This window comes from Paraburkholderia sp. MM5384-R2, from assembly GCF_014201025.1.
GTDB classification, from domain to species: Bacteria; Pseudomonadota; Gammaproteobacteria; order Burkholderiales; family Burkholderiaceae; genus Paraburkholderia; species Paraburkholderia tuberum.
In genome coordinates, this window is sequence record NZ_JACHDI010000014.1 from 80,873 (window position 1) to 96,871 (window position 15,999).

The 15,999-nt window shown below is 64.3% G+C and carries 16 protein-coding genes; 9 read left to right on the top strand and 7 right to left on the bottom strand.

Going from position 1 to position 15,999, the window contains the following annotated elements; genetic code table 11:
• The first annotated feature begins 132 nt into the window (after nucleotides 1–132).
• A complete protein-coding gene (locus HDG37_RS21810) occupies nucleotides 133–444 on the top strand; it encodes a high-potential iron-sulfur protein (RefSeq protein WP_026225561.1) in 312 nt (103 codons plus the stop codon).
• Between the two features lie 168 nt (nucleotides 445–612).
• Here the strand turns inward: HDG37_RS21810 and HDG37_RS21815 are convergent, their stop codons facing one another.
• Entirely contained in the window at nucleotides 613–2,169 is a 1,557-nt protein-coding gene (locus tag HDG37_RS21815; protein WP_221312102.1) for an amidase, read from the bottom strand.
• A 241-nt stretch (nucleotides 2,170–2,410) separates the two neighbouring features.
• The gene (locus HDG37_RS21820; protein WP_018419150.1) at nucleotides 2,411–3,109 is read right to left on the bottom strand and encodes a dienelactone hydrolase family protein; all 699 of its coding nucleotides are present in this window, start codon (nucleotides 3,107–3,109) and stop codon (nucleotides 2,411–2,413) included.
• Nucleotides 3,110–3,430: 321 nt separating this feature from the next.
• On the opposite strand from HDG37_RS21820, the gene HDG37_RS21825 reads away from it, so the two are divergent.
• Nucleotides 3,431–4,534 carry a nitronate monooxygenase family protein gene (locus tag HDG37_RS21825; RefSeq protein ID WP_184051203.1) on the top strand — a complete coding sequence of 368 codons (1,104 nt, stop codon included), beginning with the start codon at nucleotides 3,431–3,433 and terminating at the stop codon, nucleotides 4,532–4,534.
• Nucleotides 4,535–4,985: 451 nt separating this feature from the next.
• Complete coding sequence (locus HDG37_RS21830) at nucleotides 4,986–6,131, top strand: branched-chain amino acid ABC transporter substrate-binding protein (RefSeq protein WP_184051205.1); 1,146 nt, start codon at nucleotides 4,986–4,988, stop codon at nucleotides 6,129–6,131.
• Nucleotides 6,132–6,237: 106 nt separating this feature from the next.
• On the opposite strand, the gene HDG37_RS21835 is transcribed toward HDG37_RS21830, so the two are convergent.
• On the bottom strand, nucleotides 6,238–7,452 hold the full coding sequence (locus HDG37_RS21835) for an MFS transporter (RefSeq protein ID WP_184051207.1): 1,215 nt from the start codon (nucleotides 7,450–7,452) through the stop codon (nucleotides 6,238–6,240).
• A 250-nt stretch (nucleotides 7,453–7,702) separates the two neighbouring features.
• On the opposite strand from HDG37_RS21835, the gene HDG37_RS21840 reads away from it, so the two are divergent.
• The 3 genes from HDG37_RS21840 to HDG37_RS21850 all read left to right on the top strand — a co-directional run bounded on the left by HDG37_RS21840 (nucleotide 7,703) and on the right by HDG37_RS21850 (nucleotide 10,604).
• Nucleotides 7,703–8,365, top strand: a complete 663-nt coding sequence (locus HDG37_RS21840) for a HugZ family protein (RefSeq protein WP_184051209.1) — start codon at nucleotides 7,703–7,705, stop codon at nucleotides 8,363–8,365.
• A 367-nt stretch (nucleotides 8,366–8,732) separates the two neighbouring features.
• A complete protein-coding gene (locus HDG37_RS21845) occupies nucleotides 8,733–9,035 on the top strand; it encodes an H-NS family nucleoid-associated regulatory protein (protein ID WP_008921239.1) in 303 nt (100 codons plus the stop codon).
• 285 nt (nucleotides 9,036–9,320) lie between these two features.
• Complete coding sequence (locus HDG37_RS21850; RefSeq protein WP_184051211.1) at nucleotides 9,321–10,604, top strand: cation diffusion facilitator family transporter; 1,284 nt, start codon at nucleotides 9,321–9,323, stop codon at nucleotides 10,602–10,604.
• Nucleotides 10,605–10,667: 63 nt separating this feature from the next.
• Here the strand turns inward: HDG37_RS21850 and HDG37_RS21855 are convergent, their stop codons facing one another.
• The 3 genes from HDG37_RS21855 to HDG37_RS21865 form a co-directional block, all read right to left on the bottom strand.
• Nucleotides 10,668–11,126, bottom strand: coding sequence for an Lrp/AsnC family transcriptional regulator (locus HDG37_RS21855; RefSeq protein WP_012431468.1), 459 nt, complete (start codon nucleotides 11,124–11,126; stop codon nucleotides 10,668–10,670).
• A 90-nt stretch (nucleotides 11,127–11,216) separates the two neighbouring features.
• Complete coding sequence (locus HDG37_RS21860; RefSeq protein ID WP_184051213.1) at nucleotides 11,217–11,849, bottom strand: exonuclease; 633 nt, start codon at nucleotides 11,847–11,849, stop codon at nucleotides 11,217–11,219.
• Nucleotides 11,846–12,490, bottom strand: a complete 645-nt coding sequence (locus HDG37_RS21865; protein WP_184051215.1) for an MBL fold metallo-hydrolase — start codon at nucleotides 12,488–12,490, stop codon at nucleotides 11,846–11,848. The genes HDG37_RS21860 and HDG37_RS21865 overlap by 4 nt, the downstream gene beginning before the upstream one ends.
• Nucleotides 12,491–13,140: 650 nt before the next feature.
• On the opposite strand from HDG37_RS21865, the gene HDG37_RS21870 reads away from it, so the two are divergent.
• Nucleotides 13,141–13,746 (top strand): septal ring lytic transglycosylase RlpA family protein, encoded by a 606-nt coding sequence (locus tag HDG37_RS21870; RefSeq protein WP_184051217.1) that lies wholly within the window; start codon nucleotides 13,141–13,143, stop codon nucleotides 13,744–13,746.
• 120 nt (nucleotides 13,747–13,866) lie between these two features.
• Here HDG37_RS21870 and rsmI read toward each other — a convergent pair whose 3' ends face one another.
• Complete coding sequence (rsmI, locus tag HDG37_RS21875; protein WP_184051219.1) at nucleotides 13,867–14,751, bottom strand: 16S rRNA (cytidine(1402)-2'-O)-methyltransferase; 885 nt, start codon at nucleotides 14,749–14,751, stop codon at nucleotides 13,867–13,869.
• 94 nt (nucleotides 14,752–14,845) lie between these two features.
• On the opposite strand from rsmI, the gene HDG37_RS21880 reads away from it, so the two are divergent.
• Together HDG37_RS21880 and HDG37_RS21885 are read left to right on the top strand one after the other, a co-directional pair.
• A complete protein-coding gene (locus HDG37_RS21880; protein ID WP_260334958.1) occupies nucleotides 14,846–15,268 on the top strand; it encodes a YraN family protein in 423 nt (140 codons plus the stop codon).
• A gap of 142 nt (nucleotides 15,269–15,410) precedes the next feature.
• Nucleotides 15,411–15,998: a phosphoheptose isomerase gene (locus HDG37_RS21885; RefSeq protein ID WP_184002795.1), complete on the top strand. Its 588-nt coding sequence runs from the start codon at nucleotides 15,411–15,413 to the stop codon at nucleotides 15,996–15,998.
• The last annotated feature ends 1 nt before the right edge of the window (nucleotide 15,999 follow it).

The following is a 15,999-nucleotide window of genomic DNA, read 5'->3' on the forward strand; positions in this document are numbered from 1 at the left end:
GCCGCGTTTGGACCGTACCGATCCGCTTATCTTTAACATTTGGAATATCACGGGCGACGGCTACGTTGCTATGCTTGGCGAACGCTGTCATCAGAACGGCGTTGATTCCCATATAAATGGAGTGCGTTCCCCATGAGATCTTCCCGTCGTACGTTTTTGATCACCAGCATCGGTGTGGCATCGACGCTCGCGCTGTCGCGCCAGGCGTTCGCCGACGCGCCGAAAGTCTCCGAAACCGATCCGACCGCGCAGGCGCTTGGCTACAAGGCGGACGCGAGCAAGGTCGACAAGGCGAAATTCGCCAAATACACGCCTGGCGAGCAATGCAGCAACTGCAGCTTCTTCCAGGGCAAGGCGGGCGACGCTTACGGCGGCTGCCCGATGTTCGCGGGCAAGCAGGTCGCGGCAACGGGATGGTGCAGCGCCTATAACAAGAAGGCCTGAGCAAGCCTGCGCCTGAGGTGCTTGCAAGCACGCACGGGATGCGCCGCAATACCGCGGCGCATCCCGCGATTGTGCGCATCGTGGCGCTTCGCGCCGCGCGCGGCGCAGGCTGCGCTGCGCAAGCCGGGCCGGTTTTTCAAAGCTTCATTGCAGCGGGCCGTTGGACTTTTAGCGGCGCGCATTCATCAATGGTGGCCGCCTGTCGAACCACGGCCGTGCCGCCTCGAGTTGCGCGGCGAGTCTGAACAGAGTCGCCTCGCCGCCGATACGCGCCGCGAACTGCACGCCGATCGGCAGCCCGCGCGCATTCCAGTACAAAGGCACCGACATTGCCGGCTGGCCGCTCAGGTTGAACAGCTCCGTGCATCCGGCCCACGCGAATGCCTTGTTCGACGCTTCGAACAGCAGTTTCTTCATCAATCGTTCTAGCGGCATCGTGGTGATCGCGCGCATCTGCATGCGCTCGACCGAGCTTGGTCGCATCTCGCCGATCTTGATCGGCGCGGACGCGAGCGTCGCGCACAACAGCACGTCGTAGCGGTTCAGCAGGTCGGTCAGACGCGCGCTGATGCGGCGCTGTTCGTCGAGCGCGGCCGGCAAGCCCTGCTCGCCGAGTTTGCGGCCGACGTGCGCCATCGCCCATGTCGAAATCTCGAACTCGCCGCGCGTTGGCTTGTGGCCGGTGATGCGCTCCGCGTTCAGCACGAGGTCCTCGGCGCTCACCGACCACAGCGTCAGGAACGCATGACGGACCGCCGCGAAATCGACGCCGAGCGACACCGGCTCCAGACGATGGCCGAGTGAGCTCGCGAGTTGCGCGGCGTCGTCGAGCGCGGCGCGCGCATCGGCCGATAACGACGGCGCGAGCATCGGCTCGGTCACGTAGGCGATCGTCAGCGGTTTGCACGGCTCGCGCGTCGCGCCGAGAAAGGTGTCGGGCGCGCCGCTCGGCCGCTCGGCGTTGCCGGCCAGCAGATCGAGCAGCAACGCGCTGTCGCGCACGCTGCGCGACACGGCGTGATCGATGCCGAGTTCGCCGGCGCCGGCCTGCGCCGCGCGCGGCACGCGACCGCGCGAGGGTTTCAGGCCGAACAGTCCGCAGCACGACGCCGGAATCCGGATCGAGCCGCCGCCGTCCGACGCATGCGCGAGCGGTACGATGCCGGCAGCGACCGCCGCCGCCGCGCCGCCGCTCGAACCGCCCGGCGTGTGATCGATATTCCACGGATTACGGCACGCGCCAAATAGTTCGGGCTCCGTATAAGGCATCTGGCCGAGCTCGGACGTGCTGGTCTTCGCGAAGATATTCAAACCCGCCGCTTTCGCGAGCGCGACGACCGGCGCATCCTGAGTCGGAATGAAGTGCCGGTAGTGTCGGCTGCCCATTGCCATGGGCAGTCCCGCAACGGGCGCGCCGAGATCCTTGATCAGGAACGGCACGCCGGCGAGCGCGGCGTGGGCGGCGGAGTTGTCCGTTCCGTTCGCGTCGTCGACGGTATTCGCGCGATTCGCGTCTTCGCGCGACGCACGTTGGCGGGCCGCATCGTAGTCCTTCAGAACGACCGCGTTGATCGCGGGATTGACGGCCTCGGTGCGCGAGATCGCGACGTCGATCAATTCGCGCGCGCTGACCTGGCGCGTGCGCACGAGTTCGGCGAGGCCGATGGCGTCATGAGCGAGATAGTCTGATTGCACGTCGGTTGAGCCCTCGCGGTCGGTTGGCATGCTGCGTTGAATTCGTGGCCGGCCATGCACGCGCGACGGGGGCGTTTCGCTCGGCATCGCGTTGCTCCGCTCGGGCGTCGCACATGTGAAAAGACGGCGTGTCGGCCGACACGCCGTCTTGCACAGAGTACCCGAGTTGAGCGCCGCCGTGACTCATGTGAATTCGAGTGCGCACTTCAAATGCGCGAGCTTGCGATCACATGCGCAACGCGGCGGTCCGACTGAATGCCGGAACCGCGGATTACATCCGCTCGCCGAGGAACGTCAGCGTGCGCCCATGCGCCAATGCCGACGCGTGCTGGTTGTACGACGCACGCTCCGAGCAGTTGAAACCGTGATCGGCGTTCGGGTAGATGTTGAATTGCACGTCGGCGCGACCCGCGAAGCGCTCCTGAATCTGGCCGATGTCCGACGGCAGAATATGCGCGTCGAGCTCGCCGTAGTGGAACTGCATCGGCACCTTGATGTTCGCGGCCTTGTCGAGATGGTTATGGATGCCGCCGCCGTAGTAGGCGACAGCGGCGTCGACCGAACCGGCCGCCGCGGCCAGATAGGCGAGACGGCCGCCGAAGCAGTAGCCGATCGCCGCGATCTTGCCGGTCACTTCCGGCAGCGCGCGCAAGGCGGCCGCGGCGGCGCCGAGGTCGGCGACCGCGTCGTCGACCTTGGTTTTCTGCATCAGCTCGATGCCCTTTTCGCGATCCTTGCCGTCATACGTCAATTCGACGCGCGGCTGCACGCGCCAGAACACGTCCGGGGCGAGCGCGACATAGCCGTCCTGCGCGTACTGATCCGCGACCGAGCGGATATGGCCGTTCACGCCGAAGATTTCCTGAATGATGATGACGGCCGGTCCCTTGCCGCCCTTCGGCAGCGCGAGGTAGCCGCCGAAACTGTCGTTGCCGGCGGGGATGTCGATCCATCGGGAAGTCGTGCTCATGCTGTTCTCCATTGACTCGCGCGAGCGCCGCGCGAGGTCGGTGTGTACGGAACGCTCAAGGCCACGAGGCCCTGCAACGGGCGGTTAGTTTGCCATCAAAAGAATCGCCTTGCAGGGGGGCGGAGCGGGGCCTCGCGGGTGATGCGAAGTGCTTCGATTCTCGTCAGGCGATTGAAACGATCTCGATAATTCATTTCTCCGCGATGGCGCGTGTCGGTAAAGTCAGCGCGTGATGGCTCGCGCGTGTCAGCGCATCTCGCGAACATGTTGGCGAGCGCATGAATCAGCACATCGACGGCTTTGCGCCGCAAGGAAACGAACATGAATGAAGGCAGTTTCGTGACGCCGTTCGCCGAGCACTTCCAGATGCGGGTACCCGTCGTGCAGGCGCCGATGGCCGGCGGTGCGACGACGCCGGCGCTCGTCGCGGCGGTATCCAATGCGGGCGGACTTGGTTTTCTCGCGGGGGCGGCGCTCGCGCCCGAGAAGATCGCGAGCGAGGTCGCGGCGATTCGCGCGCTGACCGATCGCCCGTTCGGCGTGAATCTGTTCGTGCTCGATCCGGTCTCGCCCGATGAAGCCACCGTGCGCCGCGCGCTCGACGCAATCGATCCGCTGCACGCCGATCTCGGCTTGCCGCCGGGACAGCCGCTCGCACGCTATGCGCTTGACTTTCGCGCGCAACTGGACACGCTGATCGAATTGCGGGTGCCGGTCGCCGGCTTTACGTTCGGACTGCTAGCAGCGGACGACGTCGAGCGTTTGCACGCGAGCGGCAGCTATGTAGTTGGGACTGCGACGCATGTTGAAGAAGGCATCGCGTGGCGCGATGCGGGCGCCGATGCCGTCGCCGCGCAAGGCGCGGAGGCGGGCGCGCATCGCGGCACGTTCATCGGCGCATTCGAAGATGCGCTGGTCGGCACGATGGCGCTCGTGCCGCAACTGGTCGACGCGACCGGGCTGCCGGTGCTCGCGGCCGGCGGCATCATGGACGGTCGCGGCATCGTCGCGGCACTCGCGCTGGGCGCGCAAGCCGCGGTGATGGGCACCGCGTTTCTGACCACCCGCGAGAGCGCGGTCCCCGAGGTATGGAAAACCCGCGTGCGCGGCATGTCAGATACCTCGACCACGGTGACGCGCGCGATCACGGGCCGCCACGCGCGCGGCATCCGCAATCCGTTGATACAACGTTTGCGCGAATCGGCGGACAGCATCGCGCCGTATCCGGTGCAAAACGCGTTGACGCAGGAGCTGCGGCAAAACGCGGCGCGTGCGCAGAACGGCGATTACCTGTCGTTGTGGGCGGGGCAGGGTGCGCCGCTTGGCCACACGCGCACCGAAGCAATCGGCGCGATCGAACTGATGGCGCAGCTCGAGCAGGAATGGCAGGCGGCCTCCGTGCGAATCGCCGCGTTCTCGCGTTGATTGCATGGCCGATTTAAGGCTGATTTAAGTTTTTTACCGCACTCACAATCCTGTGCGGCACGCCACATTTTTGAGTTGAAAAACCCTTCGAATCATCTGTGACAGAAGCCGGAAAATGGCTAAATCCGCGCCCGCGGAGAAACTTCCTAATTAGCGGAAACCCGCATGGGCTGGGGCTTTCCGGCCCGCTCGCCCAAGCCACGAGCGGTTCGCCCGGGAACTGCGCTATTAGTGTTGTTCCCACTTTCTCAAAAAATTCCCGCAAATTAATTTGATGGCCTACACTTGCGCGCAAGTACGGTTTGCCAACTGTCACAAACAGTCCGGTAAACGTACTGGCCAAGTGCATGAACGATGCAACCGGCGTGGTCGTCCACGGGACTGAGCGACACGTGTAGGGGAAGCGGGGCACAGGGCGATTACGTTGTTTTGACCGAAACTGGAGACTTACATGAACATCAAGATTCAAAAGCTGTTGCCGATCAGCGCTGCGGCGGTGCTGTTCGCGACGTTGGCAACATCGGCCGCGGCCGACACGGTCGTGAAGATCGGTCACGTCGCGCCGTTGACTGGCGGTATCGCTCACCTGGGTAAAGACAACGAAAACGGCGCACGCCTCGCCATTGAGGAAATCAACGCGAAGGGTCTGACGATCGGCGGCCAGAAGATCACGCTGCAACTCGACGCGCAGGACGACGCGGCCGACCCCCGCACGGCCACGCAGGTTGCGCAGAAACTCGTCGACGACAAGGTCGTCGCCGTGGTCGGCCACCTGAACTCGGGCACCTCGATCCCGGCATCGAAGATCTATAGCGATGCGGGCATCGTGCAGATCTCGCCGTCGGCAACGAACCCGGCCTACACGCAGCAAGGCTTCAAGACGACTTACCGCGTCGTCGCGACCGATGCTCAGCAAGGCCCGGCTCTCGCGAACTACGCGGCGAAGGGCATGAAGGTGAAGAGCGTCGCGATCGTCGACGACTCGACCGCTTACGGCCAGGGTCTCGCGAACGAATTCGAGAAGACGGCGAAGTCGCTCGGTATGAAGGTCGTGTCGCACGACGCGACGAACGACAAGGCCGTCGACTTCCGAGCGATTCTGACGAAGATCAAGGGTGAAAATCCCGACGCGATCATGTACGGCGGCATGGACGCGACCGGCGGCCCGTTCGCCAAGCAGGCGAAGCAGCTCGGCCTGCGCGCGAAGGTGCTGGCAGGCGACGGCGTGTGTACCGACAAGCTGTCGGACCTGGCCGGCGACGCAACCGACAACATCGTCTGCTCGGAAGCCGGCATGGCGCTCGAAAAGATGGCGGGCGGCAAGGCGTTCGAAACGAAGTACGAGAAGCGCTTCGGCCAGCCGATCCAGATTTACGCGCCGTTCACGTATGACGCGGTGTACATCATCGTCGACGCGATGAAGCGCGCTAACTCGACCGATCCGGCGAAGATCCTGGCAGCGATGCCGACGACCGACTACAAGGGCGTGATCGGCGAAACGACGTTCGACTCGAAGGGCGACCTGCAGCACGGCGTGATCTCGCTGTACAACTACAAGCAAGGCAAGAAGACGCTGCTCGACGTCGTGAAGATGTAGATTCGGTGTGGTCGAAGGCGGCGTCGGGCCGCACTTCGATTTGCCGCCAAAGAGGCACGTGGGCCGTCAGGCTTGCGTGCCTCTTCTTTTTGGCGTTGCGTTTGCGTCAGATCTTCAAACGCCGCAGCACCTTCGGCCCGACGAGCGCGATCATCGCGGCGCACACAGCGACGACCGACAGCCCGATCGTCAGATTGGTCACCTGCGCGACCGCACCGATGATCACCGGTCCGAGCAGCAACCCGAAATAGGCCAGCCCCGCGACGTGCGCGAGCCCCTCGGCCGCGTGGATGCCCTTCACGCTCGCGGCCGCGGCGAACAGCACCGGCATCATGTTCGCGAGGCCCAGGCCGATCAGCGCAAAGCCGGCGAGCGCGGCCACCGGATTCGGCAGCAGCAGCGCGTCGACCATCCCGGCGCAGGCGAGCGCCGCACTGATCATCACGAGTTGCGGCGCGCCGAAGCGGGCGCGCACCGCGTCGCCGGCAAAACGCGCTGCCGCCATGCCGCCGGAAAACGCCGCGTAGGCGGCGCTGGCGAGCGCGGGCGTCGAGAGCACGACATCGCGCATATAGACCGTGGCCCAGTCGTACATCGCGCCTTCGGCGATCAGCGCGACCAGCGCCATCGTGCCGAGCGCCCACAACGCCGGCGAGCGCCAGCGGCTCGCGCGTGGCGTCGCGGCATCGGGATGCTCGGCGTGCGGCACGTGCGGCAGCACCGACGGGCACGCGAGCACCAGCACGAGCGCGCTGGCCGCCGCGGCGAGCGCGAGATGCACAGCCGGCGCCATGCCGCGCGACAGCAGCGCCCCGCCCACCGCCGCGCCGAACATGCCGCCAAGGCTGAACATCCCATGCAGCGACGACATGATCGGCTTGCCGAGCGCCTTTTCGACGGCGCTCGCTTCGGCGTTCATCGCGACGTCGAGCGTGGCCATGCCCGCGCCGAAGACGGCCAGCACGACGAGCAGGATCCAGTACGCCGGCACGACGAGGATCAGCGCGGCGCAGGCGGCCATCGCGAGGCCGCCGGTCAGGCAGGCGCGGCGCGTGCCGACCCGCGCGATCCACGACGCATTGGTCACCATCGCGCCGATCGATCCGCCCGCCACCGCGAACAACGCGAACGACAGCATCGCCGGATTCAGATGGAAGCGGTCGCGCACCGTCGGCACGTGCACGCCCCACGACGCGTACATCATGCCGGCGATGAAAAATACCGCCATCGTGGCAATGCGTGCGCGTTGCCGTGCGGTGACGGACAGATTGCGATGCGCGGCGGGCAGGACGGCGAATTCGGAGGCTTGGTGATCGGGCACGGAGGTCTCGAGGCGAAGTGCGCGAGAAAGCGCATTGAAAGCGGATCTTCGATTCTATCGAAGCGTGGTGGCGAATGCTTGGAGCCGTGGGATCGGGCGCATACGATTGATAGGCTGGGGATGCAACCTGGCGGTATTGCCGGCTGTGATGTCATGGCACGCCGCAGTTGGTTTTTGCATTGCCGTGCGCGGCGGCTTTTCTGCCGCTCGCCGCTTTCCGTTCATTCCAAATTCACCGAGGAACGCTCAGTTGAACATTCCGGCTCACGCTCCGCTGCATCTGCTGCACACGGCCACGGTCGGCACGCTCGCCACGCACGCTCGCCAGCCCGAGGGCTTTCCGTATCCGTCGGTGCTGCCGTTCGCGCCGGACGCGCGGCATCGTCCGACGATCCTCGTGAGCCGGCTCGCGGAGCACACGCACAACCTGCACACCGATCCGCGCGCTGGTTTTCTGGCCGTCGACGCACCCAACGGCGACGTGCTGGGCGGCCAGCGCGTCACGCTGCTTGGCCGCTTCGAGCCGGTCGGCTCGAGCCCGGAACTGGCGCGGCGCTACCTGCGCTATCATCCGGACGCGGAGCGCTACCTGATGCTGGGCGATTTCACGTTCTGGATCATGGAGATCCAGCGGCTGCGCTACATCGGCGGCTTTGGCGCGATGGGCTGGCTCGATGGCGCCGAACTCGATCCGCTGCCGCCGCTTGCAGTCAGCGAGGAGGACGCGCTGATCGCGGAATTCGGCCACCGGCTGAGTGGCGCGGGCGGCGTCGAATTGCTGGGTGTCGACCGTTATGGCGCCGATCTGAAACGCAACGGCGTGCGCCACCGTTTCGCATTCGATGGCGCCCGGTCCGATACCGGGACATTGCACGCCGCGCTCGAAGTCTGCATCGAGCGGCATGCGGATTAAGCATTTATCGCGAACGGGGTCTTTGTCTCAATATTGGGCGGCTTATCCAAGCCAAAGCTTTCATGCCGTGAAATGTTCGATGTGCAATGGACCGCTCAAGTCTCATTTCTTGATAGTTAAATCGTGTAAATATGCAGATGAGTGGACTTTTTTAGCGACATGCGAAATCAGCGATTAGAAAGGCCGTAGTCCGACCCAAAAGCAGCGCAGGAAATTTTTTGAAACGAATTTAAATTAATTTTTTCTGGTTGCTTATCCAGCCTTTCCATTTTGTGTTAATCTCGCCGTCAAATTCCGAGGCATGAAACCTTCAAAGGCGAGTCGGCAAAAGACCGGCGGTCATTTATCCATACCACAAGGGAAACCTATGTCTTCTTACAAGGAACTGCTCGCACAGCGCGAGAAGCTCGAAAAGCAGATTGAAGAAGCGAAGTCGCGCGAATACGCGGAAGTCTTGAATGAAATCAAGCAGAAGATGGCGGATTACGGCATTTCGCTGAGCGAACTCGGCGGCGGCCGCGCACCGAAAGGCGCTAAAGCGAGCCGGCCGCGCGCAGGCGTCGCGCCTAAATATCGTGATCCGGAAAGCGGCAGCACGTGGTCCGGTCGCGGCAAGCCGCCGCGCTGGATTGCGGGTCTTGATCGCGAAAAGTTTCTGATCCAGAAGTAATCACGATCAGGCGGGCAGTGAGGGTTGGCCGCACGTAGTATGAATAGCGGCAATCCACCGCGTTTATAGCCTGCTGCAGAATCTCAAAAAGCCGCGCACCGTTCAGGGCGCGGTTTTCGTCATTTGCGGCGCCGAGTGTTTTGTCGCATGCGCTTCAGGCAACTGGAACGCGAATGCTTTTCGTTTAGATAAGCGATTGATTTAAAAAGGTTTTTTCCGCTTTTCCCTGCGCGCGCGATTCGCGGCGGCTACAATAACGATAATTGACCTTTCCGCCACTTCAGCATGCAGTCCGCCGCGATCGCCCAAACCACCGAGAAACAACGCGTTGCGCGCAAAAGTACTTTTGCGAGTATTGCGCTCAATAGCGTGTTGATGACGCTGCAAATCGCCATCGGCACGATCGCGCACTCGCAGGCGCTAGTTGCCGACGGTATCCATTCCCTTGCCGATCTTATTTCCGATTTTGTCGTGCTGATTGCAAATCGGCACAGCGGGGCCAAGCCCGACGCGGATCACAATTACGGGCATAGCCGTTATGAGACGGTGGCGTCGTTATTTCTCGGCGCGCTGCTGATCTCGGTCGGCGTCGGCATGTTGTGGCGCGCCGGTACGCGGCTCGCCGACCTGCAAAATATTCCCGCCGTGCACATGAGCGCGCTCGCGGTCGCGGCGCTCGTGCTGGTCTGCAAGGAAGCGCTGTTTCGCTACATGCTGCGCGAGGCGAAGCGCGTGCGTTCCGCGATGCTGATCGCGAACGCATGGCACGCGCGCTCGGACGCGGCGTCGTCGCTGGTGGTGGGAATCGGCGTGATCGGTAGTCTCGCCGGCTTGCGGTTGCTCGACCCGATCGCAGCGGCCATCGTCGGTTTCATGGTCGCGCGCATGGGCTGGACCTTCGGTTGGGACGCGCTGCAGGATCTGTCAGACCGCGCGCTCGACGAAACCGCCGTGGCCGACATGCGCGCGTTGCTGATGGCCACCCCCGGCGTGCGTGACGTGCACGAAATGCGTACGCGCAAGATGGGCGATTTCGCGCTCGTCGACGCGCACATTCTGGTCGATCCGATGATTTCGGTATCGGAAGGGCATTACATCGCGGAGTCGGCGCGGCTGCGTGTGCTGACCGACAAGCGCGTGCTCGACGCGCTGATCCACGTCGATCCGGAAAACGATGCGCTCGCGCATCCACCGGTCGATCTGCCGCCGCGGGAGCGCGTGACCGCCGAGGTCGACGCGGCGCTGGCGGCCTGGGGCTTGCAGGCCGCTGCGATAAATCTGCACTACCTGAGCACCGGGCTCGACGTGGAGGTGGTGTTACCGGCGGCGGCGTCCGTTGAAGGGCGCGCTGCAGACGGCCCAGAGGCCGCGCGTCTGCTGGAAAGCGAGGCGCAGTCGCTTGGGCGCGTCGATCTGGAGGCGCTCAAGCGTCGTCTCGGCGCGCGCAAGCTAGACGTGCTGCTGCAACGGGATATCTCGGCCGCGCAAGGCGGTCCGGCGGCGGAACTCAAGACCGGCGTCGCCCCCGGCGGTCGGTCAATTGCCACGGAGCCTCACAACGCCGCCTGAGTCCGATGAGTTTCGGACACCCGATGCCGCGAACCTTCATGCCGCCCTCAGCGGGGGCATCCGTCACAACGGCAACTGCGTATCGAACTTGATTTCGCGCAGCACGACGCTCGTCCGCACCTGCGCGACGGCTGGAATCTTGAAAATGCGTTCGTGCAGGAAGCTGTCGTACGCCTTGATGTCCGGCGCGACGATCTTCAGGATGTAATCGGATTCACCGGTCGTGCTGTAGCACTCGGTCACTTCGGGGCAGGTGGCGATTTCCCGCTCGAACTGCTCGACGCCGCCTTCGGTGTGGCGCGTCAGATGGATATGCGCGAGCGCGCACACGTGCAAGCCGAGTTTTTCGCGATCGAGCAGCGCCGTGTAGCGCTGGATCACGCCCGACTGTTCCATGTCCTTGATGCGCCGCCAGCACGGCGTGCTCGACAGCCCGACCTGGTCGGAGATTTCCTGCACGGAACGACGTGCGTCGAGCTGCAGTAGGCGCAGGATCTTCTGTGAGAACGTATCGAGTGTCAACTGCGCCTCCGTTAGCGTCGCCGTATCAACGCATGGTAGAGGGCGCGAAAACGAAACGCAATGTAAAACGGCTCTCGCGAGCGGGATTGCCTAATTTAGCGGGTCGGGAGCGGCGTTTTGCCCTGAGCCGTCCCTATCATCCTTGCCCTCCCCCGGCAGCTCGGGTTGACGCGCGCGCAAGTCCTTCAGCATGTTGCAAAAGAGGGCACCCTGCTCGATCGCGTCGTCGAGCGCGACGTGCGTGTGCGGATGCTCGTCGAACCAGTGCTTCGGAAAGCGCGGCTTGATGTTCTTGCGGTACGGCAGGCCGGTCATCGCGAACGCGAGCGTCTTGATGTCGAGCGCCGACCACGAAAACGGGCAGCGGCCGACGAAGCGCATCATGTACCAGAACATATAGGTGAAGTCGAAGCCGGCCGGCATCGCGACGAACACCGGCTTGCCCGGCAGCGCCTCGACCCATTCGACATAGGCGGTCAGGGCGGCCTCGGGTTTCTGCAAGTCCTGGCGGCAGGCCGCCCATGCTTCCGGCTGGGTCTTCCACCACGCTTCCTGAACCGGATGCGGCGCTGCGCCTTCGAGCAGTTCGAGATTCGCCGAGAACGTCGCGATCAGCTGCTTGTCTTCGGTGTATGCGGCGGATGCGAAGCTCAGCATCGAATGCGGGCCGGGGATCGGGCCGTCCGCTTCGACGTCGGTACTGACATAGATTTCGCTGCTCATGCGCCCACTCCGTCTGCGACGTAGGGATTCGTGCGGCGCTCGGCGCCGAACGTCGAGGTCGGGCCGTGGCCGGGCACGAACGTGACGTCGTCGCCGAGCGGCCAGAGTTTGTCGCGGATCGAGCGGATCAGGTCCGCATGATTGCCACGCGGGAAATCCGTGCGGCCGATCGAGCCGGCGAACAGCACGTCGCCAACCAGCGCGAGCCGGTGCGCGCGGCTGAAGAACACCACGTGGCCCGGCGTGTGGCCGGGGCAGTGGTAGACCTCGAGGGTTTCGTCGCCGAATTGCACGGTGTCGCCGTCTTGTAGCCAGCGGTCCGGCTCGAAGGCGTCGGCGGCCGGGAAGCCGAAGCGCGTGCTCTGGTCCGGCAGCATGTCGAGCCAGAAGCGCTCGTCGGGATGCGGACCTTCGATCGGCACGCCGTAGTGGGTGGCGAGCGTCTTCGCGCCAGCGCAGTGATCGATGTGGCCATGGGTCAGCGAGACCTTTTCGACGGTCACGTTCTGCCGCGCGATCTCGCGCTGGATCATGTCAAGGTCGCCGCCCGGATCGACGACGGCCGCGCGCCCGGTGGCCTCGCAAACGAGCAGCGAGCAGTTCTGCTGGAACGGCGTGACGGGGATCAGGGTGACTTTCATGGCTGGACGACGCGCTGGAAAAACGTTGATTGTACCGGGCCTCGCGACAGCTTCCGCTGCCCATGCGACGGGGCCGGCTCACGGCCCGTCTTCGTCTTTCGCAAGTCCATTTTTGCGATAAATGTGAAGATTGATCAAGTTTTTGAGCAGCTTGCCATCCCAGAAAAAAGTTTTGGGTATAATGGACTTCATGCACTAGGAATTGTGCTGCCACAAGGCGATGCGTTTCCACAAAAAGGGAATGCCGCTCGCCGTTCAAGTAAGGGCTGTCGGAATGCCGACGGCCATCCAGTATCGATGCGTTCGATGCACACGTCTTGCCCAGCCAGGCGCCGCGCGCCTGCTACGGAATTAACCTCCGTGACGCTGGGTGGGGCCTACGCCGCCGTTCCTGCGCGCTGAGTTGCGCGCGCAAGAACGTGTCATTGCCACGTTCAGTTGGCGGCATGTGGGGTCTGGTCAGGCTGCCGGGGACAGGTTGCGCCAGACGTGAAAATTAACCGTGCGGTAGCGGCTGAGTGAGCCGTATCCGGGCTTTGACGTACTGCGCATTTTCGCGCGGCGCGTTGTCGTCCCTACCGCCGGAGCCGCAAGCAACCTACCCAGCAGTTTTGCGGGTGACGCGGCTCGACAATGTGATTGCACGTCTTATGAAAACTCGGCTAACCCGTGGTCTAGGGACTCTTTTTGCCTTTTTTGTACTGGCCGGCTGTACCACGCCTCCGGGCGCGCGCGATACGTCCGCGAACGACACGCCGCAAAGTACAAAGAACACGCACCTGAGCTCTTTCGGACCACAATCGTTCGGTAGCGCGCCGGCCTCGAGCCCGAGCGCGTCGAGCGCGCCCGCGTCGCCGCTGGCTGACGCGCAGCCGCTCACCGACGACGGCGTCGACGTCGCGGACTTCCATCAGATCGGACGCGCGTCGTGGTACGGACGCTTCTTCCACGGCCGCCGCACCGCCAATGGCGAGCGTTACGACATGCATGCCCTGACGGCCGCGCATCGCACCCTGCCGCTCGGCTCGTACGTGCGCGTGACCAATCCGGCCAATTCGCGCTCGGTGATCGTACGGATCAACGACCGCGGTCCGTACGCCCGCGGCCGCGTGATCGACCTGTCGATGGCGGCCGCCGCCATGCTCGACATGCGCCACGCCGGCACCGCGCGGGTCAAGATCGAAGGGCTCACGCAGCAGGAAGCGCGCGCCGAGTTGAACGAGACGCTCGCGTCGAACTCGGATTCGAACAAGTGATGTGACGTTACGTGGCGATGATGCCGCGTCGGCTGAACCAACCGTCTGCAGAAAATCGAAGGGCCGCGACATGCGGCCCTTTTCTGTTGCCGTCAGCCTTTTACCCGCCGGGCTCGACCCTCACGTTTCGGGCTTGTCTTCCTTCAGCGCCAGCGCGCGCGCGTACAACACGTTGCGCGATGCGCCCGTGAGCGCCGCCGCGACCTTCGCCGCGCTGCTCACCGTCAATTCTTCCAGCAGGATGCCGAGCAGCGCGTCGTGATCGCGCTCGCCGGCCGCTTCGGGCGCCGCGCCTTCGACCACCAGCACGAATTCGCCACGCTGCCGGTTCGCGTCGGCAGCGAGCCACGTTGGCCCTTCGGCCAGGGTGCCCTGGTGCAGGGCTTCGTGTAACTTCGTCAGTTCCCGCGCGATCAGCAGACGGCGTGTGCCGCCGAACGCATCGGCAAGCGCCTGCACCGTCTCGACGATCCGGTGTGGCGCTTCGTAGAACACCATCGCGTGAGGATGTTGCGCGAGCGCCTGCAAGGCGGCGGCGCGCGCCTTCGGCTTCGGCGGGAGGAAGCCGAGGAACGAGAACGTCGCGACCCAGTCGCCGGTCGCACTGAGAGCGGTGGCGAGCGCACTCGCGCCGGGCAGCGGGACCACCACGAAGCCGGCCTCGCGCACGGCATCGACGAGCTTGGCGCCGGGGTCCGAGATGCCCGGCGTGCCCGCGTCGGACACGTAGGCCACGCGCTCGCCGGCCTGCAGATACTCGATCACGCGCTGCGCGGCGGTGCGCTCGTTGTGCTGATGCACGGCGACGAGCGGCTTCGAGATGCCGTAGCGCGCGAGCAGCTGACCGGTGTTGCGGGTGTCCTCGGCGGCGATGCGATCCACGAGTCCGAGCACGTGCAGCGCGCGCAGCGTGATGTCGGCGATGTTGCCGATCGGCGTGGCCACCACATACAGCGCGGCGGCGGGGTACTGCTGCCCTTGCGCGAGTTCGGAGAGAGGAGTCATGACACGGAAGACACAAACAGACGGAGACGGAACGAGGCCGACATTGTGCCATGTGGGCTTGCGCGAGCAGGCCGCGCCGAAGACTGCGCAAAAGATGCCCATAAACGCCGGTCCAAAAACCGCCCACAACTTTTCCTGCGCTCACCAGTCCAAATCCGTCGGCGCGGCTTTCGAAGCACGCGCGCGAGAATTTTTGCAGCGCCAGCGTCTGCGCTTCGTGGCGCGCAACGTCACCTGTCGGGGCGGCGAGATCGATCTCGTGATGAGTGATCGTGACGGCGCGCTGGTGTTCGTCGAAGTTCGCGCGCGTGCGCAGCGGCATTATGGCGGTGCCGCTGCGAGCATCGGTTGGCAGAAGAGACAGCGCATCGTGCGAGCGGCGCGGCACTATCTCGCGACGCGCGCCACGACGAACCGCGGCCCGCGCGACGAACCCGCGTGCCGTTTCGACGTCGTCGCGTTCGAGGGCGGCAGGCTCGTGTGGTTGCGCGATGCGTTTCGCGCCGACGAAGTCTGACCGACAGCGCAGACAACGCGCGTGAGTGCGATAAACTTGCGCTCGCGTGCCGCGCGAACTCATCGGCGGCCACAGCCTGGCAGTATGACTTCACAACACGGCCGCGCAGTGCGGTCCATTCGCGGTACAAGATAGAGACTCGATGTCAGTCGAACGCATCCAACAACACTTCCGCGACAGCGCGGCAGTCAAACTCGAAGCCCTCGAAACCCTGTCGATGCCGATCGCCGTCGCGATCGACACGATGTTCGCCGCGCTCGCCAACGGCAATCGCATCCTCGCGTGCGGCAACGGCGGATCGGCCGCCGACGCGCAGCATTTCGCGGCCGAGCTGATCGGCCGCTTCGAGCGTGAGCGGCCAGGTCTGCCGGCCATTGCGCTCAGCACCGACACCTCCGTGCTCACCGCGATCGCCAATGACTATTCGTTCGAACAGATCTACGCGAAACAGGTCTGGGCGCTCGGTCAGCCCGGTGACGTGTTGCTCGCGATCACCACATCCGGCAATTCCGCGAACGTGCTGGCCGCGATCGAAGCCGCGCATGAGCGCGAAATGATCGTCGTTGCGCTGACCGGCAAGGGCGGCGGACGCGCGCAGGAGGTGCTGAGCGACACCGACATCCACGTGTGCGTGCCGTCCGACCGCACGGCGCGCATCCAGGAAGTGCACCTGCTGACCATCCATTGCCTGTGCGACGGCATCGATGCCATGTTGCTCGGCGAAGACTGAG